Source organism: Trichocoleus sp. DQ-U1, assembly GCF_039961925.1.
Lineage (GTDB): Bacteria > Cyanobacteriota > Cyanobacteriia > Cyanobacteriales > FACHB-T130 > FACHB-T130.
This window is the reverse complement of the sequence record NZ_JAMPKB010000007.1, coordinates 18,240-43,667: the sequence shown is the minus strand read 5'-3', so window position 1 is coordinate 43,667 and position 25,428 is coordinate 18,240. Positions and strand designations below refer to the sequence as shown.

Sequence of the window (25,428 nt, the reverse complement as noted above, 5' to 3'; positions counted from 1 at the left end):
CTCTTGTCTCCTTGCCCTGATGCCGCTTGCCTATATCATGGATAATTAGTCAATCCACCCAGGTCAGGCTTTTCGTCCATGACTTCTGATTCGTCCGTTCCGATAGCTGTTTCAGTTGTTCCCGAAAATACAGGGGAAGTAAATTGCCACGAACAAGTCCGCATCAAAAGCGACCAGAGGTGGCTGACATTAATTTTGCCCCCGGAAGCGGAGACACCCACCACGGCTAGCTGGTCTGACCTTTGGCAACAGCTTAAGCAGCGCCTCAATGCCGGTGAACGCTTCTGGCAGCCGAATACAGAGGTGCATTTGGTGGCAAAAGATCGCCTGTTAGATGGACGCCAGCTACAAGCGATCGCAGATGCCCTTGCCGAAGATCGGCTGCAACTCAAGCGTGTCTACACCAGTCGCCGTCAAACCGCTGTTGCTGCTGCTGCTGCCGGTTACTCGGTGGAACAGGCACCTCCGGTTTCTCCCCTCAATCAACCGCCTTCGCCGCCAACGACTGTATTAGCTGAACCCCTATATGTGCAAACGACCGTGCGTTCGGGAGTGGAAATTCGTCATCCCGGTACTGTCATTATCCTGGGAGAAGTGAATCCGGGCGGCAGCATCATCGCATCCGGCGATATCTTAGTGTGGGGACGTCTGCGCGGGATTGCTCATGCTGGTGCCGAGGGCAATCAAGAGTGTTTAATTATGGCGCTACAGATGGAACCCACCCAACTGCGAATCGCTGATTATCTGGCGAGGGCACCGGAAAATCCACCCGCTCAATTTTATCCGGAAGTTGCCTACGTAACGCCGGAAGGAATTCGGATCGCAAGAACAACTGAGTTTTCTAAAACTCAGTCTTTATCGATGGGGGTTGGACGTTAAAAAGGCAATCTAGAGGGAGCGATAAGTTCTGTAGGGGTTTGAGGGGCGATGTCTACTCTCTGTCTGCCCTAAGTTTGGCCTTAGCTTTCAGTGAAGGACTTATTATTTTTGAGTAGTAAGTATATACTGAACTCAAAACTAAAAAACTCAAAAATAATTGATTGACCTAATTTAAAACGGGAAAATTCAAACTCTCTCAAGGGCGAATTTACTAGGCATAGCTGTGGGAGAATAGACAATTCGATTAAACTCGCCCCTATACATTCACGCACTAAAACGAAGCTAAGAACTTTTCAACATGAGTCGCATTATTGTGATTTCCTCCGGCAAAGGAGGGGTGGGGAAAACCACCGTAACGGCAAATTTAGGTATGGCTTTAGCTAGGGCGGGGCGTCAAGTTGCTCTAGTCGATGCGGATTTTGGCTTGAGAAATTTGGATTTGCTGCTGGGGCTGGAAAATCGGATTGTCTACACGGCGGTTGAAGTCCTGGCAGGCGAATGTCGGTTAGATCAAGCGTTGGTGAAAGATAAGCGGCAACCGGGACTGGTATTATTACCCGCTGCCCAAACCCGAACCAAGGAGTCAATTAGCCCAGATCAGATGAAACAGCTGGTTAATGAATTAGCTGCGAAGTACGAATATGTCTTGATTGACTCTCCGGCGGGGATTGAGATGGGCTTCAAGAATGCGATCGCTGCCGCCCAGGAAGCCTTGATTGTGACAACGCCAGAAATTGCCGCGGTGCGGGATGCTGACCGGGTTGTCGGCTTACTAGAAGCCCAAAACATTAAGCGTGCCCACCTGATCGTCAACCGCATTCGACCGGCAATGGTGCAAGCCAATGACATGATGTCGGTAGAAGATGTGCAGGAACTTCTCGCCATTCCTTTAATTGGTGTGATTCCTGACGATGAGCGGGTCATTGTCTCCACCAATCGGGGCGAACCTCTGGTACTGGCTGAAAATCCCACCCTACCGGGAACGGCATTTTTCAACATTGCCCGCCGCCTAGAAGGGGAGCCAATTGAGTTTCTGAATTTGGATGCTGGGAATGACAACTTCTTTTCTCGCATCCGAAAATTATTGTGGTCTAAGATTATCTAACCTTCACATCTGCCCGATCCATGATTAGCGAACTTTTAGAACGACTTTTTCCTCGCATTAGTGCTGACAACAGCCGCGCGGAAGTCAAGCGCCGCCTGCAACTGGTCATTGCCCACGATCGAGCTGATTTAACACCAGAGATGGTGGAGTCAATGCGGAAGGAAATCCTGGAAGTCGTCTCTCGCTATGTCGAAATCGAGGCAGAGGGGTTGGAGTTTTCTCTAGAAAGTAACCAACGGGCAACGGCATTGATTGCCAATTTGCCCATCCGGCGGGTCAAAGCAGATGCGGAGCCTGGGGATACATAATAGCGATCGCTCCTGAATGCGCTCAATGCGATCGCGCTCATGCGAAGCGAGGCCTTAGCCTCGCGCTGAAAGAGTCAGTTTGCTACTCTGCATAGGAACTTCCTGACATCTGCCGGAGGGCGGCACTCATCCTATTAAAGCCTTCACCAAGTTTTTAATCCTATTTTTATTTCTTGAAACTAAAATAAATCGGCTTCTTTCTCAGGCTTTTATGCTCTCCTGTCTCCTAAGAGCGAACTAAGTTTTCATGCAAACTTAGGGCGAATTGGTCTAATTTGTCATCTAACTTAATCCTCTCTCTAAAGCCAAACTTAAACGGATTGGCTGTTTTTACTGCTGTGGGTGGATAGGAAATTTATGGGTTGCCTTTAACAATAAAAAGAGAATCACTCCAGCATTTAAAACTCTTTTTCCACAAAAAAAGAGCTTTTCAGGAGTCCGATCGGGGCATCGATAAAACCCGTTGCAGCATTAATAATATCTACTTTTGAGGAGGAGCCGGTTCAATGACTACCTCTTTGTGGAAACATCTATCAGCCGGTGTCGCGACCACCTGTATCGCTTTGGGAACAGCCGCCCCCTCCCTAGCAACCACTCTCTCCGGTTATGCAACTACCGGAAACATGATGAGTGGGATGCAGATTACAGTTGGTTTCCTGGATGGAACTTCCCAAATGGCAACTTGGGGGGTCACAGATTCTATTTCGGGAGGAGCATTTGGAAATGGCTGGTCTCTCACCCAAGCGGGTAATACATACGGTTACGATCCAGCCTATGGTGCATACGGCTGGAGATTGACCCACTCCGGCGTCAGCCCCATTGCCTCGCTGCTAATCAATGCAATTCCTGGAAATGCCGTTTTTGATACTTATCCTTATTTAGATGGTCCCCAGAATACGTCTGGGTCAGCAGAGGGTTGGGAGTTCCAGGTACTATCAGGGCAATCTCCCTCTGCCTATGCCTACTCAGTTCCGATTGACATTTCAAGAGGCGACTTATTTGGGGCACTGTCGATGTCCTGGAACGGCGGATTTAACGGGACAATGCGATTTATCGCCGATACGGATAGCGGCACCACCGCCGATCCAGTGAAGCCCTTAGAACCACCACCACCGCCACCACCACCGCCACCACCACCGCCACCACCGCCGCCACCGCCACCGCCACCTCCAAACATCGCGCCGGTTCTAAGTTTCGACAATTACACAATTTATGAGGGTCAATCGGTATGGCCGATACTGTATGCGACCGATCCCGATCCCGACTCGATCGCCTTCTTGCTAAATGGGAATGTCGTTGGTAGCGATCCAAATACTTCAGGAGTCCGTGCATTGTCCGTACCCTTAGGGACTTATGCAGATGAGGGAAGTTTTGCCTTGACGGCGCAAGCACAGGATAGTCGAGGTGAGAATAGTGTGCCCGTCACTCGAACGCTGACAGTTCTGAATGTTGCCCCCACTATCACTAACCTGACCCCAAATTTAACCATTAAAGAAGGCGATCGCTTTAATTTTGATGGCACCGCAACCGATCCGGGAATCTATGATGTTCTCACCTACAATTGGGACTTAGATAACAACGGTCTGTTTGATAACTTCACTGGACCCAACGGGCAATCTTCCTTTGCCGATGAAGGTTTCAACCCCATCGGGTTGCAAGTCTCAGATGGCGATGGCGGGTATGCTTACGGTGGTTTTAACGTGACGGTTGAGAACGTTGCCCCCACCATTACTAGCATCACTTCGGCGCTCACGGTTTTAGAAAACCAGAAGTTTGATTTTGCGGCTACTGCAACCGATCCGGGCATCCTGGATCTGCTCAGCTTTGACTGGGACATCAATAATGATGGCATTTTTGATGACTTCACCGGCGCGGCGGGGCAGTGGGCTTTTAGCAATAGCGGGACTTATACCGTTGGCTTGAGAGTCTCTGATGGCGATGGTGGATTTGCTTTCAGTGCTTTTGATGTGACGGTTGAACACGTCCCCGAACCTTCGAGTGCGATCGCTCTATTGGCGTTTGGTGCTGTTGGTGCGGGTGCTATCCGCAAGCGCAAACATCCCTAAAAAATTAGCTTCTTTGTTAGGCAGGTTGGCATAGCCCAACCTGTCGATTTCGCCTATCTAGATAAAAATTTTGTCAAAAAGCGAATGCTAGGAGCATATTGCTTCTCCCCAATTTATAAACGGGAAATTCCATATAAGTTTATGTAGGACTAAAAAAGGGAAAAATTTCAGTTACAAATCGTACAGTAGCTTTTCAAATGGCTAGGTAGCAACCATGTGGGAAAGTCATATATTTGGTGCGACCCTTGTATGGTTTGAATCTCTGAAACTGCCTATCAAGCGGCATTTCCAAATCAATAATCCCAAATCTAAAGTTCAAAATGGGATGACGTGGAATCCACAGGTTTAGGAAGTGTCTGGAGAACCAGATTCTGCATTCAGGGGATGGGTGATTAGTGCTAATAATCACAATGAAATGCTGAAGCGAAAATGGGAACAGAAAGCTAGGGATAAACATCCTTAACTAACTGCAAGGAAAAATTAGCAATTGCCGGATCTTCCTTGGAAGGCATCGCAATTGTTACCAGAGATGAGAGGTGTATTGGGCAATACTATTTGCTACTTCACGTTACATCCAACACGCTAGCTGCAAAGCAGCTACTTTGCAGTTAGCCTATGCCGCAATGATTTGGCTGCTCTCCCCAAACCTCTTTTTCAAAGGAGAAAATTTCGTCAAAGCCTCTTATTTAAGGGGGGGTGGGGGATATCCAATAACGACTTTGCGTAGTTTATGGCGGATTGGGGAGTATCTGCACGGCGCGAGCCGAAAAAGCGCCAAATCAGCGCCAAATCAGCGTTCTGCATCCCTAAAACCCGATGCGATCGCCTCTAGAAAGTGAAGTTGCAGGGCGATCGCGCTGAAAGGCTATTAAACTCCTATTCTCAATAGCGATCCTTTATTAAAAATTCATGAAGCCTTCGTATAATTTTTTACGAACTAGCATTAACCGAGTCATATAAATTCAGTCTGAGGGCTGATTTCGGCTGCCGATTTTGATTCAAATTAGCGATTTTAATATATTGTTTCAATAAAGATTATCGAAAGGTACTGGTAATCTATTCAAAAAATATGCCAGACTTTGCACAGAAATATGTACAACAAAATTTTGATTTTTAAAAGTATACAAAGACACAAGGAGATTTGTAGGTTTTATTGAAACAACAGTGATATTGGCACGTCAGAGAATATACGGTTATCAACATTTAACTGTATAGGCACGAAGTTGTAAAAAGTTATATCCAGAGCGGCTTTGACGAACGGTTGACACAAAACCTTCAAAATTCTTCTGTAGCGATTGATTCTATCTGAGAGTAACCGAAATCCTCATTAGTCATCCTTGCCGGTGCTTGGGCTTGCGATCGCCACGAAATCCTCAAGATTCCCTCAATCCGAACGGGCAACCTATACAGTCAATATTCACTTTTTTAGAAAAAAGTTTTATGAGTGCCTTGAGTTTTATGAAAAAACTATCTATGACTGCTGCTGGAGTAGCCTGTTTCTCCGTGGGAGGGATGTGCGCGAATGCACCCCCCCTCAAAGCGGCAATTCTCGCAGTGGATGATTCAGCGTCATGGGCAACAGGGTCAAATGCCCTATCTAAGCTGGGTTTCAATATGGTTCAGGTAGAAAATAGTTCCCTACCAGAGTTTTCGATTCTCTCGACTCTCTCGTCGCCGTTGGGCAATTTGACCTTCAGCCCCCAGGTTCAGAAAATAAATATTAATTCCGGTTGGACAACCTGGAGTCATGGCTACACCGGGGAGGTATATTTTAGCGGCTGGAATGTCTTAACCACGACGATTACACTGCCTGACGGTATTAGTGCATTTGATTTATATGTGGAGCCAAACCTCTTTGGCTTATTCGACATCGCAGTAACGGGTATAAATGGTACCTCGACCACCCTGTTGCAGAAAGTCAGTGGTTTGTCAGGTGCTAAGTATTTTGGCTTCTACGCCACTGAGGGAGATTTCCTTTCCACCATCAAAATTACTGATCTCTCGAACGGTGCTGCTCATGGATTTGGCATGGCTGAGTTCCGGCTCGCATCCCGTACAGTTGCTGTTGTTCCTGAATCCTCTTTTGGATTGGGTCTGTTAGCGTTTGGTGCGTTAGGTTCCATTTCGTGGCTATTGCGGAAACAACAGTAAAACAAAGTTTAGGAAAACAGGCCCAAGTGAATCTAAAACCAATATTGAGAACTGCTGTGTCTTCCATCCGGAGGCACGGCAGTTTTTTTGATAAGGGATGTTGAATTCGAGTCTCCCTACCAGAGCGATCGCTTCTTCTGCGTGCATGAACTAGGTGCGAACTGACTCTTTCAGCGCAACGCTCTGGCGTACACTATCTTCAGCAACTTGCGCTCTCCAACACAAAACCCTTTCTAAGCTTCACACAGCCTCAGCATCTTTTTCTACGTTTTAGTACAGCTAAAAACCTTGTACAGTCTGCCAAGTTTGCATACTTGTACTGGTATTCAGTCAGACTTTATCCATCTAAAGATATATATTTCTGGTGAAGATTCGGGAAAAGCACTGTAGTTGCTAGGAAAGGTGTGCCCGACTATTTCTAGATGAAGGCAGGGTTCTGGCGATCGCGCTTCGGGATACTACCATCAGTATCCACCACTCAATTGAAAGCGATCGCCAGTTGGCGAGACGAATTCATAATCAGGGCATTCTAAGAATTTCTACCGATCTATAAGAGCTTTGGCGATCGCACTTTGGGGTATTCATCGCATTACCCTTCAGATTTCATGCGATCGCACGGGCTGGGTATTCAGACCGCAACATTCACCTTTTTGGAGTCAAAAGTTTAATGGCTATTTCTACCCTGGTTAAGAAATTTATTCCTCATGCTGTCATAGTAGCAACCGTAGCCCTCGCAGCAATCGCCGCGGTTGCTCCAGCCCAAGCTTTAACCTTCTACTCGGATCGTGCCGCCTTCAATGCTGGATCAAAAAATCTCCTGAATATTGACTTTGAAGATTTGTACACAGACGATAACAACTACTGGGGATCGACATACTACGGATACAGCACCATTACGGAGAAAGGTGTCCAGTTCACAGATTCTTACAAGCTTGGGATGGGGGGTTCCAGCTACTATGGCAACTACTATGGCTTAGGGTCAGGTGATGTGCTATATAGCAGTGGCTATAGCAGCTCGTACTCAGAGTCATACGGTGGCAATTCCTACTCCGGTTCCTATAGCAAGCACCTCAGTATTCTTCTCCCATCGAATACGACAGCGATCGCATTCGATTTCAAAAACTTCTCCTACGGTTCTGTCTTTAAGATGAGTATCAATGACCAGATATTTGATTTCAATCCCTCAATTAATTTTGTTGGATTCACATCTGATACGGCAATCAGCTCAATCAAGTTTCTGGGAACTCCCAACGACTACTCCTACAACTACGACGGTCTCTGGGACATAAACTACGACGGTGTGATTGACAGCAACGACACCTACTCTGGCTCCGGAACTGGCTTCAATTCCCAAGCCAGTCTCGATAACTTCACTTTCGGGGAAGCGGCTAAATCAGCGTCCGAACCCGCTTCAGTCCCCGAACCCGCTTCAGTGCTAGGTTTGCTAGCAGTGGGCGCTTTGGGTGCAGGTTCACAGAGCAAGCGCAAACAGCAAAGCAAAGCTTAAGATAACAGCCGATTTGCCTCGCGCCAGATTAACTGCGTGACTGCCATGCCTTCCTTGTCGAAGGCATGGCAGTTTTTTTGCGGAATCATTCAGCCGAGGGTTTCCCTGGGTGCGAACTGACTCTTTCAGCGCTTCGCTATCGCGCTGGTGAATGAGGAGGATGCAGTGTCTTGCCTAAGAATGCCCGGAATGCGATCGCCCGAAGATAAAGCGAATGTATTTCGGGCAAATTCCTGGCAATCGTCGAAACAAGCAAAAAGCACTAAAAGCTTAATCCGGCTGGGATGGCAAAGATAGTTTAGGTGGTTGAGTGCCTATCTTAGGCCTAAGAGTACGACCTTTAACGCAAAACCCAATTTTGACTGCTAGCTAGCTGTGTCTTTTAGGAGGCACGGCTTTTTTTATGGCTACTCACTGGCTCTTGGTGCTGTTATCTCGTTACTAATTCAACGATTAGGGCGATCTCCGCTGCTGGCAGGAACCCAAAGGTGAGACGGCATTCTCTCTCGATTGAGTATACAAGAGAGCGATCGCTCAGAATTCACTTGCCTCACATAAAGGTGCGAACTGACAAGTCAGCGCTTCGCTATCGTGTCCTGCCTAAGATGCCTTACAAGCGATCGCTCGGCGATGAACCAAAGTCTTGTCAGCAGGTTGTAACCAATTAGACCCTTTCTTCTACGTAATAACCTTACGTAGTTTCACAAGATTAGTCATTTGAAGCTTTATAGAATTTTCATTGAGATTTTAGTTTTAATTTAGTTTGAAAGCTTTGTGGGACAGGTCACTTGGTAAATATTTTTCTTTCCACTTGATTCTATCATTGTAAATTTTTTGTAAAACCGCGAATAGATATTGAGCGCTCAATGCTATACGTGAAAACGGTTTCGCTTTTTAATGATTGGCGAATGAAAGTAAGAGAGCAGGCTAAGTAATTTCTCTAGGTCATCTCTTTTTCAATTTTATGTAAAATTACTTATTGACATTTAGAGCAAAAAAAATACGGGTCTTGGTTCTGAAGAATTATCAGAATCAAGGACTAGCTTTTCCGTAATACCTATACTTTGACCTGTAATCAAAATAAGCCTAACGAACGAAGATTTTAAGTATTTACCGCTACTGTTAATCGAAAAACTGCGATCGCACTAGCTGGATATTCATAGACCCAGCAGAGATTTTGCATGTTCGCACGGCTGGGTATTCAGACCGCAACGTTCACCTTTTTGGAGTCAAAAGTTTAATGGCTATTTCTACCCTGGTTAAGAAATTTATTCCTCATGCTGTCATAGTAGCAACCGCAGCCCTTGCAGCAATCGCCGCTGTTGCTCCTGCCCAAGCTTTAACCTTCTACTCGGATCGTGCAGCCTTCAATGCTGGATCAAAAAATCTCCAGAATATTGACTTTGAAGATTTGCACACAGCTGATAACGACCCCTACGGCGACGGGTCCACATACTACGGAGGCAGCACCACCACCCTTACGGAGAAAGGTGTCCAATTTAAAGGTGGTGATTCCAAGGCGGTGGTTGGGGGTTTTCCTTACGGCTACGACTATAGTGACTCAGTCCCCATTTTAGGTTCAGGTGATGCGCTATATACCTATGGCTTTAGCTACTCGGAGTCACGGTCATACGGTGGCGAATCCTCTTCCGATTCTGTTAGCAAGCACCTCAGTATTCTTCTCCCATCGAATACGACAGCGATCGCATTCGATTTCAAGAACTTGATCGACCAAAGTTCTGGCGACTTTAAGATCAGTATCAATGACCAGGTATTTGATTTCGATCCCTCAATTAATTTTGTTGGATTCACATCTGATACGGCAATCAGCTCAATCAAGTTGCTGGGAGTTCCCCACCACTTCTCCTGGAACCAGGACGGTCTCAGAGACACCAACAACGATGGCGTCATCGACAGCAACGACACCGACTCCTTCACCCAAACTGGCTTCGTGTCCCGCGCAACTCTCGATAACTTCACTTTCGGGCAAGCAGCTACGTCAGTCCCCGAACCCGCTTCAGTGCTTGGTTTGCTAGCAGTAGGTGCTTTTGGGGCAACTTCACAGATCAAGCGCAAACAGCAAGGCAAAGCTTAAGATAAAAGCCAATCCACCTCGCGCCAGATTAACTGCGTGACTACCATGCCTTCCTTGTCGAAGGCATGGCAGTTTTTTTGCGGAATGATTCAATTGAGGCTTTCCCTAGATGCGATGGTGAATCAGGAGAACGCGATCGCGAAGCGCTGACTTGTCAGTTCGCGTCTTGCCTAAGATGCCTTACAAGCGATCGCCCGACGATGAAGCCAAGCTCTTGCAGGCAGATTGCAGCTAATAAAAACCTGTTCTACGTAATACTTCTTAAGTAAATTTACGTATCTGTCAACTTAGAGCTTCATAGAATCTTCATTTATTTTTCAGCAGCAAATTACTATTAAAGCTTTATTGGATAGGAAATTCCGCAACTATTCTTCCCTTGTAAGTTATTTTATAATTGTAAGTTTTCTGTAAAGCTGCGGATAAATATTGATGAGCAGATACCTTACCTGAAAAGGCTTTCATGCCTTGATAGCTGGTAAGCAAAAACAACATTAAAGCCTAAGTAATTTCTACAGTTCGTCTTTCTCCAACTTTATAAGATTCACTTATTGACATTTTGAGCCGAATATACATTTGTATAAGTGCTGAAGAATTATCAAAATTAATCAGTAGCTTTTACGAAATACGCATACTTGTACCTGTAGTAAAAGTAAGCCTAAGGAACAAACTTTCTAAGTAGTTACAGCTTCTGTTTATAAAAAAGCTGCGAACACCTAGGCATTTTCACTGCCAGCATCTATCTTGTATGAGACGAACCATGAATCTTATTAGTAAAATCTCTGCTTCAGCCGCTATTGGTGTTACTGCTGCCCTGACGATGTTTGGGAATTCAGCAATGGCATTCACGGTAACTCCAAACAACAATACGAATGCTTTGCTGAATGCTCTGTTGGGCGATACGACTGGATTGAGTAACTTTTCGGTCAATGCCACAGGCAATACTGATGCTTTTGGTCTTTTCAGTGACGACCCCTTCGGTTTGAAAGACGGCATCGTCTTGAGTACCGGGAATGTCACCGATGTAGTCGGTCCTAATGATTCTGAAGGTACTTCAGGTTCTGGAACATTGGCTCAGCTCGATATTAGCTTTGATGCTGGCGCGACCGTAGAGAAGCTGTTCTTCCAATATGTCTTCGGCTCGGAAGAGTTCGTAGAGTGGGGTGGTTCTGCGTACAACGACTCTTTTGAACTGTTGCTCAATGGCGTCAACCTAGCGAAGTTGACCGATGGCAAAACCGTCACGATTAACAACCTTGTTCCCAATGCGGCTGGTCCTTATCATGCCGACTACATTAACAATCCCCTAGGGAGTCTTGGTACTGAGTTAGATGGTTACACCAAAACCTTGACGTTTGAAGGTTTGCTCAACAAAAACGCCAAGAACACTCTTAGCATCAAGATTAAGGATGTAGGAGATACTTCATTCGATTCCGCTGTGTTCATTAAAGGTAAGTCTGTGGGAGTCGTAGCGCCTCCGAAGGATGTTCCGGAACCCAGCTTAATGCTCGGCTTGCTGAGTGTCGGTGGTATGACTTTGATGAGCCGTCGCCACAAGCAAAAAGCACTAAAAGCTTAATTTGGCTGGGATGGCAAAGATAGTTTAGGTGGTTTGCCTATCTCAGGCACAAGAGTAAGAGCTTAGATCCGAAGCATAATTTTTGATAGTGCTGTGTCTTTCAGGAGGCACAGCCATTTTTTTATAGCTACTAACTTGCTCTTGGTGCCGTCGTCTGGTTACTGATTCAACAATTAGAGCAATCTCCGCCACTGGCAGAAACCCAAAGATGATACGGCACTGTCTCGATTCAGAACACGAAAGAGCGAACTGACTTTTTCTGCGCTAGGCTAACGCCTCGCTTCGCATGAGCGCGATCGCATCCTATATTCCTATATGGGGATCAACTCAAGCCGCCAGACAGATTCGGCATCCTTTCAGTGGTACTCTGGAAAATGGCATTGCTAAATGTTAAGACTGTTTTCCCGTATCTATACAGATAGATTCACAACATAGGCACAAGCATGGTAGCCACCACAGACAAGACAAACGTAGGGCGTATTACCCAAATCATCGGTCCCGTTATCGATGCGGAGTTTCCCAGCGGCAAAATGCCGCAGATTTACAATGCCTTAAAAGTTGAAGGCAAAAACGAAGCCGGACAGGACGTGTCCGTAACCTGCGAAGTGCAGCAACTTTTGGGTGACAACCAAGTGCGTGCTGTTTCCATGAGTTCCACCGATGGTTTGGTGCGCGGCATGGAAGTAGTAGACACCGGCGCTGCCATTACCGTCCCCGTTGGCCCTGCCACTCTGGGTCGGATTTTCAACGTTCTTGGCGAACCCGTAGACAATAAAGGGCCAGTCAATACTGAAGAAACCTTCCCCATCCACCGTCCGGCTCCCAAGTTCACTGACTTGGAAACGAAGCCATCGGTGTTTGAAACCGGAATCAAGGTGTTAGACCTGCTGGCTCCTTATCGCCGTGGTGGCAAGATTGGTTTATTCGGCGGTGCTGGTGTTGGTAAAACCGTCATTATGATGGAACTGATCAACAACATCGCGATCAATCACGGTGGTGTGTCTGTGTTCGGCGGTGTGGGAGAGCGTACCCGCGAGGGAAATGACCTCTACAACGAAATGAAAGAATCTGGGGTTATCAAAGAAGATAACCTCAGCGAATCGAAAATCGCCCTGGTCTACGGTCAGATGAACGAGCCACCCGGAGCGAGAATGCGCGTTGGGTTAGCCGCACTGACAATGGCTGAGTATTTCCGCGATGTCAGTAAGCAAGACGTGCTGCTGTTTATCGACAACATCTTCCGGTTTGTGCAAGCGGGTTCGGAAGTATCAGCGCTACTGGGACGGATGCCTTCTGCTGTGGGATATCAGCCGACTCTGGCAACAGATATGGGCGACCTGCAAGAGCGAATCACCTCCACCACCGAAGGTTCGATTACCTCAATTCAGGCCGTCTACGTACCAGCCGACGACTTGACCGACCCCGCGCCAGCAACCACCTTTGCTCACTTGGACGGAACCACTGTGTTGTCTCGTGGCTTAGCAGCGAAGGGAATTTATCCCGCTGTTGACCCGCTAGATTCCACTTCCACCATGTTGCAACCCAGTGTTGTTGGTGAGGAACACTACGCGATTGCTCGTGAAGTTCAGGCAACGCTACAGCGCTACAAAGAGCTGCAAGACATCATCGCCATTCTGGGTCTGGATGAATTGTCTGAAGATGACCGCTTGACGGTGGCTCGTGCGCGTAAAATTGAGCGTTTCTTGTCTCAGCCATTCTTCGTGGCAGAAGTCTTCACCGGATCTCCAGGGAAATACGTGAATCTGCAAGAAACAATCAACGGTTTCAAGAAGATTCTGTCTGGAGAGCTGGATTCATTGCCAGAGCAGGCTTTCTACATGGTCGGCAATATTGAAGAAGCGATCGCTAAAGCTGAAAAAATCAAAAGCTAGTCCATAGGCATTTGCCATTAGTCATTAGCCTTTTTTCACTGGCTAATGACTAATGACCAATGACCAATGACCAACTAACAACTGACAACTCACAAATTATGGCTTTAACTGTTCGCGTTGTTTCTCCCGACAGAACTGTCTGGGATTCTAGTGCTGAAGAAGTAATTCTGCCTAGCACTACAGGTCAACTCGGTATCCTCAGCGGTCATGCTCCTTTATTGACCGCACTGGATATCGGTGTCATGCGTGTCCGTTCTGGTAAAGATTGGGTGTCCATCGCCCTCATGGGTGGCTTTGCAGAAGTGGATGAGAATGAAGTAACCATTCTGGTTAACGGTGCCGAGCGCGGCGACAAAATCGATCGGGAACAAGCCCGTGCTGCTTATACCGAAGCTGAGGCGAGGCTTAATCAGGTTGAGGGTGGTGGTTCCCGTCAAGAGCAAATTCAAGCAACTCAAGCCCTCAGACGCGCCCGCGCTCGTTTTCAAGCTGCTGGTGGCATGGTTCAAGCCTAAAATCTGTCAACACTCAAGTCTTCTGAAAAGCTTCTCCTGTAACTCAACGGGAGAAGTTTTTCGTTTGGGAGAGGTTAACAATCATGAGTATTGCACTCAGCGAAGCGATCGCTTGCTTGAGAAATTTAGAGCGTTTGTCAGTTGGGTGGAATATAGTGCAGCTCTAACGTTCGGTAGGGACTTTTTGACTGTCATGTCTTTACAGATGTATCCCACTTCTCAATTCATCTGCAACTAATTTGGGACAGCTAATGGCAAGATTGCTAATCAATGAACAATTAGCCATAAAAAACAATATTTATAAAATATTCCCATACCTGAGAATCTTTCCATCTGTTCACGCTTAAATGATCGAGCCAATTCATAATGTATATTTCGGCTAAAAAATACTATAAATAAATACACAAATATTTTTACTAATTAATAATTATTTTTACACTTCCACATCTGCTTTTGACGAAAAATGATTAACCACTAGCCTGCTTTGTCTAAAAAATCAGGTTTGCTGCTGAATGGTCGAATATTAATCCTGCTACCTGTCGAAAGTTAAAAAATGCAAAGTTGAGGCAGGTCTCAAAAAGGCTTCAGTTGCAATGAATTCAACAAGCAGCCTATAAAAACCAAAGCAAAAATAGCCAGCTTTATGAAAATTTCCTAAAGCAAAATACCCATCTTTATCAACTCTTTAAAGTATTCAATATCTAATTAATCATTCCTTCATCAAAGCTGTGATATTACGGAGTGACCCAGAAAAATTGGGGACTGTAGAGTTGCCGCAAATTTTTCATCACCCCTAAGGAAGAGATTGATGTCAGTATTTACCAGCAGAATCGGTGCCCTGTTAGCCCTGTTGTTGTATGGGGGTTCTGTAGGTGCCACATCCACCTCAGCACAGTCAATCATTCCGGCTCCCAATGACACGAATACTCTGGTTAACCAGAATGGAAACCAGATTGACATTAGTGGCGGCACCCTTTCTAGTAATGGCTCGAATCTCTTCCACAGCTTCACTCAGTTTGGGCTGAATCAAAACGAGATAGGCAACTTCCTCTCAAACCCATCCATTCAAAACATCCTGGGTCGTGTCAATGGGGGAAATGCCTCAGTAATTAACGGTCTCATCCAGGTTACGGGTGGGAATTCAAACCTGTTCTTGATGAACCCCGCAGGCATTATCTTTGGCGCAGGAGCCAGCCTAAATGTGCCTGCCTCCTTCACCGCCACCACTGCTAACGGCATTGGCTTTGGGAGCAATTGGTTCAGCGCCACAGGTGCCAACGACTATAACGCTTTAGTGGGTACGCCCAACGGCTTTGCCTTCGCAATGAGTCAGCCGGGAGCGATCGCAAATGCTGGAAACTTGGCAGTCAACGCCGGACAGAATTTAACCTTACTCGGTGGCACCGTAGTCAGTACCGGGCAATTGTCAGCACCGGGAGGTAATATCACGGTGGCAGCAGTGCCTGGTGAGAGCGTAGTACGCATTTCTCAGGCAGGAAGTTTACTGAGTGTAGAAATTCAACCCCTAGCAGCAGCAGGCAATCAACCGAATGACTGGAAGCTTCCGATTGCCTCCTTACCTCAGCTGTTGACAGGTGCTGGGGATGTGGGAGCCACGAAAATGACTGTCGCCGCTGACGGCACGGTTTATTTAACAGGTTCCGGTACTGCAATACCCACAGATACAGGTACTGTAATTGCTTCTGGTTCCCTGAATACCTCAAACACTGCCCCAGGACAAACCGGAGGCACCGTCCAAATTGTCGGCAATAAAGTGGGATTGGTGGGTGCCAACATTAATGCTTCCGGAACCCTCGGCGGCGGCACAGTGCGAATTGGCGGCGATTATCAAGGGAAGGGCACACTACCAAATGCATCGCGCACCTACGTCAGTAGCGACTCTCTGATTGCCGCAGATGCTCTCCTCAACGGCAACGGCGGTAAAGTAATTGTTTGGGCAGATGAGACAACCCGCTTCTACGGCAATATTACAGCTCGTGGCGGCACTCAAGGTGGAAATGGTGGCTTTGTCGAAGTGTCAGGCAAACAAAACTTGGACTTTGACGGTTTAGTAGATGTGGGTGCGCCCCTAGGAAAGGGCGGTCAGTTGCTATTAGACCCGAAAAGCGTTGTCATTGATACCGCAGACGATGACAACAATCAGCTTGATGACAAGACAATCCTGGCTGATGATGGCAAGGACAACGATACATTCAAGATTTCCGCTGGCAAGGTGAAAACCATGCTTAACAGTGGCAATGTATCAATTGCAGCCACGGAAAACATTGATGTAAAAAGTGCTATCAATGCCAGCAGCAATACCAATACTTACAATCTTGCGTTGGACGCTGCGACCGTCAACTTGAACGCTCCGATAAAGCTCAAGGGCGGTCTGACAATTAATAGCACGCAGCTGCTGAAGATAGATGCTAATGCCAATCTAAACTTAGGCGGAGCCTTCAACCAAACCGGAAGTGGAACAGTCTCCATTGGTAGCGACATTACCACTAGCAAGGATGAAATCAGCTTCAAAAGTGCTGTTACCCTCACGGGAAATGTCAAGCTGGATACCGGAACTGGTGGCGGCGATATTTTCACCGGAGCCATTACAGGTGGTGGCAAAAACTTAGAGCTGGTCGCAGGCACGGGTAACATTAAGCTTGATGGTGCAGTGGGTAGTGATACCCCGATAGGCAACCTCACTTTCACCAGCGCCACCAACATAGACACAAAAGCGATCGTCGCCGCTAGCGTCACCCAAAAAGCAGGTACGGGTACCACCACCTTTGATGGAGCGCTGAAAACTAGTAGTGAGGGTGGTATTCAGCTAACTACAAATACTATTGATTTCAAAAATAAACCTGTAGATGCCGGAGCGAAACCGATTGTTCTGACGGCTGACACGATTAAACTGGGTTCCTCAACCATTAAAGGTTCAGATGTCATCCTAAGACCCAAGAAAGCAACGACAAAGATTGGGATTGACAATACCGATCAAAACTTGAACTTTACAGCAACTCAGCTGAATAACATCACGGCTGATAATTTGATCGTTGGGGTAAGCACCAATACCGGCGGAATTGCCATCGGTACAAATGGATCGACCCTTTTCCAGAACAAGAATTTAACCTTTATTACTGGCGGTCAAATCACACTGAATGGTGACATTACCAACAACAAGAATATCCACTTCAACGGTGACGTCACGCTCGCAAAGGATATCAAACTTAACACCGGAACTGGCAACGGTGACATTATTTTCAGTCAAGCGATCGCAGGCGGTGGCAAAGCCTTAGAACTGAGTGCAGGCACGGGTAACATTAAGCTTGATGGTGCAGTGGGTAGTAGCACCAAGCCACTCGGCAAGCTCACTATCAATAACAGCGGTACTCTAACCATTGCCGCAGACATCGAACTGAATGCAGCGTTTGAACAAACAGGCAATAGCTCAGTTTCTCTCTCAGGCGACATTACCACTAGCAATGACAACATCAGCTTCAGCAGTCCCGTTACCCTGAAGGGAGATGTCAAGCTGGATACCGGAACGGGTAGCGGTGATATTACTTTCAGCGGAGCCATTATAGGCGGTGGCAAAGACTTAGAACTGAGTGCTGGTACAGGAACTATTAAACTGGGCAGCACGACCGGACTGGACGCTCTGATAATTGACAGTGCTGGCGACGTAACATCTGGAGCAATTACCGCCACCAGCATCACTCAAACGTTAGGTACAGGCACCACTAGCTTTAAGGGAGCGCTGAATACCAGCGGTGGAAGTGGTATCAAGCTAACCGCAAACGAAATTAAATTTGGGAGTACTGTTGATGCCAAGGCTAACCCCATTGTCCTGACTGCTGACAAGTTCGACCTAGGTTTATCAACAATTGCGGGTTCAGAAGTTACTCTGGCACCCAAATTTTCAGGGCAAAGCATCGGCGTAGGAATTAGTGTCGAAGGAATTAACTTCACTCTCGATCAACTGAAAAATATTACAGCCAGTAATTTGATTATCGGGGATGCTACCAACACCACCAGCATCCAGATCGGGACACTTCTCAACCCGCTTACCGAGAATCTCACCTTTATTAGTAAAGGGACTGTAGATGTCACTGCACCACTATCGCTACCGTTATCTGTAATCAAGAATTTGACGATTACCAACGGTGGCAAGCTGACGATTGCCCCTAATGCAGACATAAATTTAGGGGGAGCCTTCGTGCAAAACGGCTCCGGATCGGTCGTTACTGCAAGCAATATTACCGCCGAAAACGGTATCAACTTTAAAAGTGCAGTCACTCTTACTGGAGCGGACATCGCTTTCAAAACAGGTACAGGGACGGGTAATATCACCTTTAATAACACCCTAAACGGGACAAACCCCAGCGGTCAAAACCTGACTTTAGAGGCAGGCAAGGGCACTATCCAATTCAACAATGCTGTTGGTAACAGTATCTCTCTCGGCAACCTGAAAATTGACAGCGGCAATGTCAACGCCAATGCTGCTATCAACGTCACTAGCCTTACTCAAAATGCTGGCAGCGGTACTTACAGTGCGATAACTGCCAGCGACATTCAGCTAACTGGTAATATTTTTAACCTCAAGGGTGCCATCAATACCACCAGTGGCGGCATCACTATCAATAACAGCGGGAAACTGACGATTGCTCCTGACGCAGACATGAACTTAGGAGAAGCCTTCCTGCAAACAGGGTTGGGAACCGTTTCCACTGCGGGTAATATTCAAGCTGAAACCGGCATCAGCTTTAGTGGAAATGTCACTCTCACCGGAAATATCAAACTCGATACCGGAACGGGTAGCGGTGACATTGCTTTCACCGGAGAGATCGCAGGCAGTGGCAAGAACATGGAACTGAGCGTAGGCACGGGTAACATTAAGCTTGATGGTGCAGTGGGTAGTAGTGATACCCCGATAGGCAACCTCACTTTCACCAGCGCCAAAGATGTAGACACAAAAGCGATCGCTGCTGCCAGCATTACCCAAACAGCAGGCACAGGCACCACCACCTTTAATGGAGAATTGAAGACAAATACCGCCACTGGGATTAACTTGAGTGGCACTGAATTTATCTTCAACAGCCCTGTCACAACTACCTCCAATGGCACTGTCACCATCAACAACAGTGGCAATTTGACCATTGCTGCAAACGCAGACATGAATCTTGCCGGAGGCTTCAGCCAAACTGGGACGGGGGCAGTCTCCACAGCAGGTGACATTACCACTAGCAACGACAAAATTAGCTTCAGCAGTCCCGTTACTCTGACGGGACTGCTGAAGCTGGATACCGGAACTGGTGGCGGCGATATTTTCACCGGAGCCATTACAGGTGATGGCAAAGACTTAGAACTGAGCGCAGGTACGGGAAATATTACACTGAGCAATGCTTCCGGACTGGGCAATTTTAAAATTCACAGTGCTAGCAACGTACAAGCTGGGGCAATTTCAGCAACTAGCATTACTCAGGGAGCCGTCACCCCCACAACTGGCACCACCACCTACAGTACGCTGAACGCTGCGGGTGATATTAACCTGAAGGGCAGCATTTTCAAGCTCAACGGTGCCATCAATACCACGGGTGGCGGCGTCACTATCAATAACAGTGGACAACTAACAATTGCCCCTGCCACAGACATGACTCTGGTTGGAGCCTTCTTACAAAACGGTACGGGTAAAGTTTCTACAGGTGGAAATATCACCGCTAGCGGCATTAAGTTTAACCAAGGCGTTAGCTTAAGTGAGGATGTCAATTTTGATACTAGCGCTAGCAATGGCGCGATCGCTTTCAACAGTACAGTTGATGGTCAGAAAAATTTAACTGTGAACGCTGGTATCGGTGATATCACCTTCAACAGCACTGTCAATACTGCTAGCCTAGCTACCACTGGAGTTGGTGGGACAACCAAGCTCAACGGTAATGTGACCACTGCTAATAGTCAAAGCTATGGGAATAATGTTCTGTTGACCGGGGATATCATCCTAAAGGGGGATGAAATTAACTTTTCGGGCGGAACGGATTCGGTTGCTGGCACGGGAAATCTGACACTTCAGACAGCAACGGTGGGGAAAGCGATCGCAATTGGATTCGATAAAGATGCTTCCCATCTAAATATCAACGATACTGACCTGGCAGCGTTGAAAGACGGATTTAGCAGCATCACCATTGGGAATGCTAGCGAAGGCCAAAACATCGTTGTAGATTCGGCAACCTTCAAAGATGCTGTAACGATTCAAGCTGGCAAAGGGACGCTGACGGTGCAGGGAACATCGCCGGGAATTACCACTAATGCATCGATTCATCTCATCGGCGGTGCAACGACTCTTAATTCAGGCATTGATACCACAGATGGAGGCAATCTTACCCTCACCAATAGCGATGTGCTGACGATTGCTTCTGGTGTAAAGATGGACTTAAGCGGAGCCTTTGTGCAAAATGGCACGGGTAGCGTTTCCACAGCAGGCAATATCACCGCTAGCAGCATTCAATTTAACCAAGGCGTAAATCTTACAGGTTCTATTCTCCTGGAAACGGGTGCAGGCGATATTAGCTTTGGCAACACCTTGAATGGCAATCACGACCTAACTTTGACTGCCGGTACTAGCAACATCAATTTTACAGATGCGGTCGGGGGTAGCAGCAAACTTGGTTCTGTAACCATTAACAGTGCCCAAAACGTACAAGCACAAGCAATTACAGCCGCCAGTATTACTCAGAAAGCAGGTAGTGGCACCACCACATTCAACGGCGCACTGAATACGAATAGCGCCAACGGCATTCACTTAAACGGCAACAACTTTGTTTTCAAAAGCCCAGTTACCACGACAAATAGTGGTGGCGTCAGTATCAACAATACTGGAACGCTGACAATTGATGCTGCCGCAGATATGAACCTCGATGGAGCCTTCAGTCAAGGTGGGACGGGAGGAGTCATTACCGCTGGAGATATTACTACCACCAACGACACTATCAGCTTCAGCGGTGCGGTGAACCTAACCGGCGCAGTCTCTCTCAACACGGGTGCGGGAGTAGGCGATATCAGCTTTAGCAATACTGTCAATGGAACTCAGAACCTGAATCTAGCAGCAGGTACTGGCAACGTTATCTTTAATAATCCGGTGGGAAAAAGCGCTGCACTCAGCAATTTGACTGTGAGTAATGCAGCATTGGTCGCATTTAAAAGCACTGCCAATCTGACCGGAAATCTCAATTTGACGGCTGCTGAAATTAACTTTGACGGGGGAGACAATACAATCGTTGGCGGCGGTACCGTTCAGCTTCAGCCTGCAACACCCGATCAAGCGATCGCAATTGGCGGATTTGAAGAAACACCAGCGCTGGATATCACCCAAAAAGATATTAATGCTTTGGGTGGCTTTAAGCCCATCATCATTGGTAGTGACAGCGGAACTGGGACGATTGATGTCAATGCTGTCACCTTCGACGATCCGGTGAAAATTCAGTCTCCGAATGGCACGATTAACGTCAACGGGACAATTCAGGGAGTGGATGATGCTGCGATCGCTCTCAACGGTGCGACAACCAAATTGGGAGCAAATATTACTACCAATGGGCAAAACATTAGCCTAGGTCAACTCGGCAAAACTGTATGGCTGACGACTGATATCGCACTCGCAAGCGGCGGCGGTGACATTATCTTTGAAGGCAATGTTAGCGCTCAACAACCACCTAATAACCAGCAGGGACAGGGACTGACGCTCAATCCGGGTGCAGGTCAAGCGATTTTTAAAGGGAACGTCGGTAGTCCGAATCTCCTGAAGTATTTAACTATCAATAATGACTTGGGTGTTGTCATTATCGGTGGCGAGAATGCAACCTTAAAAGGCAACAGCGCCGATGTATACCAACAATTGACTGTCAACGCCAAGCAGACACTCTTATCAGGCATCATCACGACTTTGGATGGCAACATCATTTTTAATGGTGATGTCACTCTGACGGATGATACTTTCCTCAATACAGGTTTCTTGGGTGCGGGTAACATTTCTTTCAATGGCACCCTGGATAGCGAAAAGGGCGAATACAACGATCTAAAGATGATCGCAGGCACCGGCAACATCTTCTTCGGCAAAACGGTGGGTGCGGGAGAAAGTAAAGGGTTAGGCGCAATCTTAATCGAGAATGCTACCGATGTGACCGCCCTTTCAACAATTGTTGCAGGCAGTCTGACGCAGTTATCTGGTAGCACTACGACGCTGGCAGGTGACATTACGACAACTAAACCAGCTGGTATAAATATTACCGCCAATAATATTCAGGCGGGAGGTAGTCTCAACACCAATGGTGGCAAGGTAAATCTAAATGGGAATGGTGGAGTTAGCGCAGCCAATATTACTTCCAAAGGTGGGGAAATTGCTCTAAATAGTAGCCAAGGTGCGATCGCTAGTAATGGCATTTTAGATTCATCCGGCGGTAAGGTTAATCTAAATGGGAATCAAGGCGTCACCGCAGCCAATATTACTTCCAAAGGTGGGGAAATTGCTCTAAATAGTAGCCAAGGTGCGATCGCTAGTAATGGCATTTTAGATTCATCCGGCGGTAAGGTTAATCTCACCGCCAATCAAGGCGTCACCGCTAGCAATATCACTTCCAAAGGTGGGGAAATTGCCCTCAATAGCACTCAAGGTGCGATCGCTAGTAATGGCATTTTAGATTCATCCGGTGGCAACGTTAGTCTAAATGGGAATGGCGGAGTCAGCGCTAGCAATATCACTTCCAAAGGTGGGGAAATTGCCCTCAATAGCACTCAAGGTGCAATCGCTAGTAATGGCACTTTAGATTCATCCGGTGGCAAGGTTAATCTCACCGCCAATCAAAAAATCACTACCAACAATATCACCTCTAAGGGTGGGGGAATTAGCCTTACCAGTGACACGGAAGCCATTAATACCGCAGCCTTAGACTCCTCTTCTGCAACGGGTGCTGGCGGTGCGATCGCTCTCAACAGCAAACAAGGCGCGATACAAACGGGAAGTTTGATATCCAAAGGCGATACGGATGCTGGGGGAATTACAGTTATCGCCAATGACAGCATCACGACGCTGGATCTAGACGCAACAGCGACTAAAGGTGCTGGAAATGCGATCGCCCTTACCAGCCAAAACGGAACCGTACAGACTGGAAATGTGAAAACTTCCGGTTCTCCCATCACTGTCTCTGCTCAAGACAATATCACTGCTGCCAATATTGATTCTGCTTCCGAAAAAGGCACCGGGGGAGCGATCGCACTTACCAGCCAAAAAGGAGCCATTACCGCTGCAAATGTGACCTCCAAAGGTACAACCGGCGGGGGTGCAGTCACCGTTGCGGCTCCAGGTAGCATCACCACGGCAAATATTGACACATCTTCTACCAATGGCACCGGCGGCGCGATTCGCCTAACGGCGATAGCTCCGCTTCACGCTCTCCTAAGCGATGCAGCAGCCATTCAAAGCGGCAATTTGCTCTCTCAAGGAACAGCAGGCGGTGGGGATATTGAAGTTTCCGCTCAAGGCATCATCACTGCTGGAGTTATCGACTCTAGTTCCAGCTTCGGGAAAGGTGGAAATGTCACCTTGGCGAACCCGCTGATTGAACTCAACAAAAAGCCAATGGATGACATTCAAGTTGTCTCCATCAATGCCCAAAGTGGAGGGAGCGCCTTCGGAGGCGTTGTTAAAATTACAACCGATCGGTTCTTCCGCGCTACAGGCACCTTCACCGATTCCAAAAACCCATTTGCGACCAGCATTTCCACGATTGGAGGCGCTGGGGACGGCGCGATTATGATTTCCCACGGAGGCGGTTCCTCCTTTACTCCCTTCGTGGTAGGAGATGCGACAGAAAACGGTACGGCTGGCGCTCTCACCACCGGAACTGGGTTCCTCAGTACGATTTTGCCATCTAAAGAATTTCCTGGCCCTTACCGCCAAGGCAATATTCAAATTACTCCCCGCCGTCCGGGAGACAACCTGCTTCCCTACTTCGGCGCGATGCCTCTGAATACGCCTACTAGCGTCTCTGACGTAACGGTTGATACTACGAGCGACCTGGATAGCACAATCACCTCTAAATTTGACCAACATCTGGGGCAAACGGGAAATATCACCAATCCGAAAGCAGCCGCCAACCTATTGAGCCAAATCGAGAAGCAGACGAGCATCAAATCAGCATTTGTTTATGCAGTCTTTGCACCGGATCAAGTCTCTAGTAGCCAAAAAACTCAAATTAACAAAGACGATGAGCGACTAGAGCTAATTCTGGTAACAGGAGAGGGGAAAACGAAACGGGTGCGTGTAGCAGGTAGCAAGCGAGGAGCGCTGGGCGCATCCGCTTCGCGATCGCAAATCCTGAAAGTCGCTGGAAAGTTGCGGAACGCCATTACCAATAAAAATAAACTGAATGACGACTACCGTGCCCCCGCCGAACAACTGTATCAGTGGCTAATTGCACCCATCAAGGACGAGTTAGAAGCCCAAGGTATCCAGAATTTAGTCTTCATTATGGATGCAGGCTTGCGATCGCTTCCTATCGCCGCCCTCCATGACGGTCAACAGTTTTTAATCGAGAAATATAGTATCGGTCTCATGCCTAGCCTCAGCCTCACCGATACCCGCTACGCTAACATTAAAAACGCTAAAGTCTTGGCAATGGGTGCCGACCGCTTTACCAACAAAACGCAAAATCCATTGCCTGCTGTGCCGGTAGAATTGTCGATGATTACTTCTAAACTATGGCAGGGTAAATCCTTCCTCAACGAAGCTTTCACTCTCAAGAATTTAAAAGCACAACGCACTTCTACACCCTACGAAATTATCCACCTCGCAACTCATGCAGAATTTAAGTCAGGGGCACTCGGCAACTCCTATATTCAGCTGTGGGACACTCAATTGAGATTGGATCAAGTGCGTCAGTTGGGCTGGAATAAACCAGCGGTGGAATTATTAGTGCTGAGTGCCTGTCGTTCCGCACTGGGAAATGAAGAAGCCGAGTTGGGCTTTGCCGGGTTTGCCGTGCAAGCAGGCGTGAAGTCAGCGCTGGCAAGTCTTTGGTACGTCAGCGATGAAGGCACATTGGGGCTAATGACAGATTTCTACAAAGAATTGAAAAAAGCCCCGATTAAGGCGGAAGCTTTGCGACAGGCACAGCTAGCAATGTTAAAGGGAAAGGTGCGATTAGAAGGGGGAAAACTGCATACTTCTGATGGCAATATGCCTCTACCCTCCTCTCTTGCATCAATCGGAGATAAAGACCTAAAGCATCCTTATTTCTGGTCAGCTTTCACAATGATTGGGAGTCCTTGGTAGAAAGTTAATGCATG

Annotated in this window: 14 protein-coding genes; all 14 read left to right on the top strand. The window is 47.3% G+C overall.

What is annotated here, in order from left to right; genetic code table 11:
* The first annotated feature begins 78 nt into the window (after positions 1–78).
* The 14 genes from minC (at position 79) to NDI34_RS04650 (ending at position 25,414) form a co-directional block, all read left to right on the top strand.
* Entirely contained in the window at positions 79–879 is an 801-nt protein-coding gene (gene minC, locus NDI34_RS04715) for a septum site-determining protein MinC (protein WP_190432437.1), read from the top strand.
* Positions 880–1,177: 298 nt separating this feature from the next.
* A complete protein-coding gene (minD, locus tag NDI34_RS04710; RefSeq protein ID WP_190411646.1) occupies positions 1,178–1,984 on the top strand; it encodes a septum site-determining protein MinD in 807 nt (268 codons plus the stop codon).
* Positions 1,985–2,004: 20 nt separating this feature from the next.
* The gene (gene minE, locus NDI34_RS04705; RefSeq protein WP_190426276.1) at positions 2,005–2,292 is read left to right on the top strand and encodes a cell division topological specificity factor MinE; all 288 of its coding nucleotides are present in this window, start codon (positions 2,005–2,007) and stop codon (positions 2,290–2,292) included.
* Between the two features lie 506 nt (positions 2,293–2,798).
* Complete coding sequence (locus NDI34_RS04700; RefSeq protein ID WP_348232012.1) at positions 2,799–4,358, top strand: PKD domain-containing protein; 1,560 nt, start codon at positions 2,799–2,801, stop codon at positions 4,356–4,358.
* A 536-nt stretch (positions 4,359–4,894) separates the two neighbouring features.
* A complete protein-coding gene (locus NDI34_RS04695) occupies positions 4,895–5,197 on the top strand; it encodes a hypothetical protein (RefSeq protein WP_348232011.1) in 303 nt (100 codons plus the stop codon).
* 619 nt (positions 5,198–5,816) lie between these two features.
* Positions 5,817–6,509, top strand: coding sequence for a PEP-CTERM sorting domain-containing protein (locus NDI34_RS04690; RefSeq protein WP_348232010.1), 693 nt, complete (start codon positions 5,817–5,819; stop codon positions 6,507–6,509).
* Positions 6,510–7,176: 667 nt separating this feature from the next.
* Positions 7,177–8,016 (top strand): PEP-CTERM sorting domain-containing protein, encoded by an 840-nt coding sequence (locus NDI34_RS04685; protein WP_348232009.1) that lies wholly within the window; start codon positions 7,177–7,179, stop codon positions 8,014–8,016.
* A gap of 165 nt (positions 8,017–8,181) precedes the next feature.
* Positions 8,182–8,313: a hypothetical protein gene (locus NDI34_RS04680; protein ID WP_348232008.1), complete on the top strand. Its 132-nt coding sequence runs from the start codon at positions 8,182–8,184 to the stop codon at positions 8,311–8,313.
* A gap of 191 nt (positions 8,314–8,504) precedes the next feature.
* The gene (locus NDI34_RS04675) at positions 8,505–8,684 is read left to right on the top strand and encodes a hypothetical protein (RefSeq protein WP_348232007.1); all 180 of its coding nucleotides are present in this window, start codon (positions 8,505–8,507) and stop codon (positions 8,682–8,684) included.
* A gap of 572 nt (positions 8,685–9,256) precedes the next feature.
* Positions 9,257–10,111: a PEP-CTERM sorting domain-containing protein gene (locus NDI34_RS04670; RefSeq protein WP_348232006.1), complete on the top strand. Its 855-nt coding sequence runs from the start codon at positions 9,257–9,259 to the stop codon at positions 10,109–10,111.
* Positions 10,112–10,868: 757 nt separating this feature from the next.
* Positions 10,869–11,687: a choice-of-anchor L domain-containing protein gene (locus NDI34_RS04665; protein ID WP_348232005.1), complete on the top strand. Its 819-nt coding sequence runs from the start codon at positions 10,869–10,871 to the stop codon at positions 11,685–11,687.
* A gap of 443 nt (positions 11,688–12,130) precedes the next feature.
* The gene (gene atpD, locus NDI34_RS04660; protein ID WP_190411654.1) at positions 12,131–13,579 is read left to right on the top strand and encodes a F0F1 ATP synthase subunit beta; all 1,449 of its coding nucleotides are present in this window, start codon (positions 12,131–12,133) and stop codon (positions 13,577–13,579) included.
* A 98-nt stretch (positions 13,580–13,677) separates the two neighbouring features.
* Entirely contained in the window at positions 13,678–14,094 is a 417-nt protein-coding gene (gene atpC / locus NDI34_RS04655; RefSeq protein WP_348232048.1) for an ATP synthase F1 subunit epsilon, read from the top strand.
* Positions 14,095–14,902: 808 nt separating this feature from the next.
* Complete coding sequence (locus NDI34_RS04650) at positions 14,903–25,414, top strand: CHAT domain-containing protein (protein WP_348232004.1); 10,512 nt, start codon at positions 14,903–14,905, stop codon at positions 25,412–25,414.
* Positions 25,415–25,428: the final 14 nt, after the last annotated feature.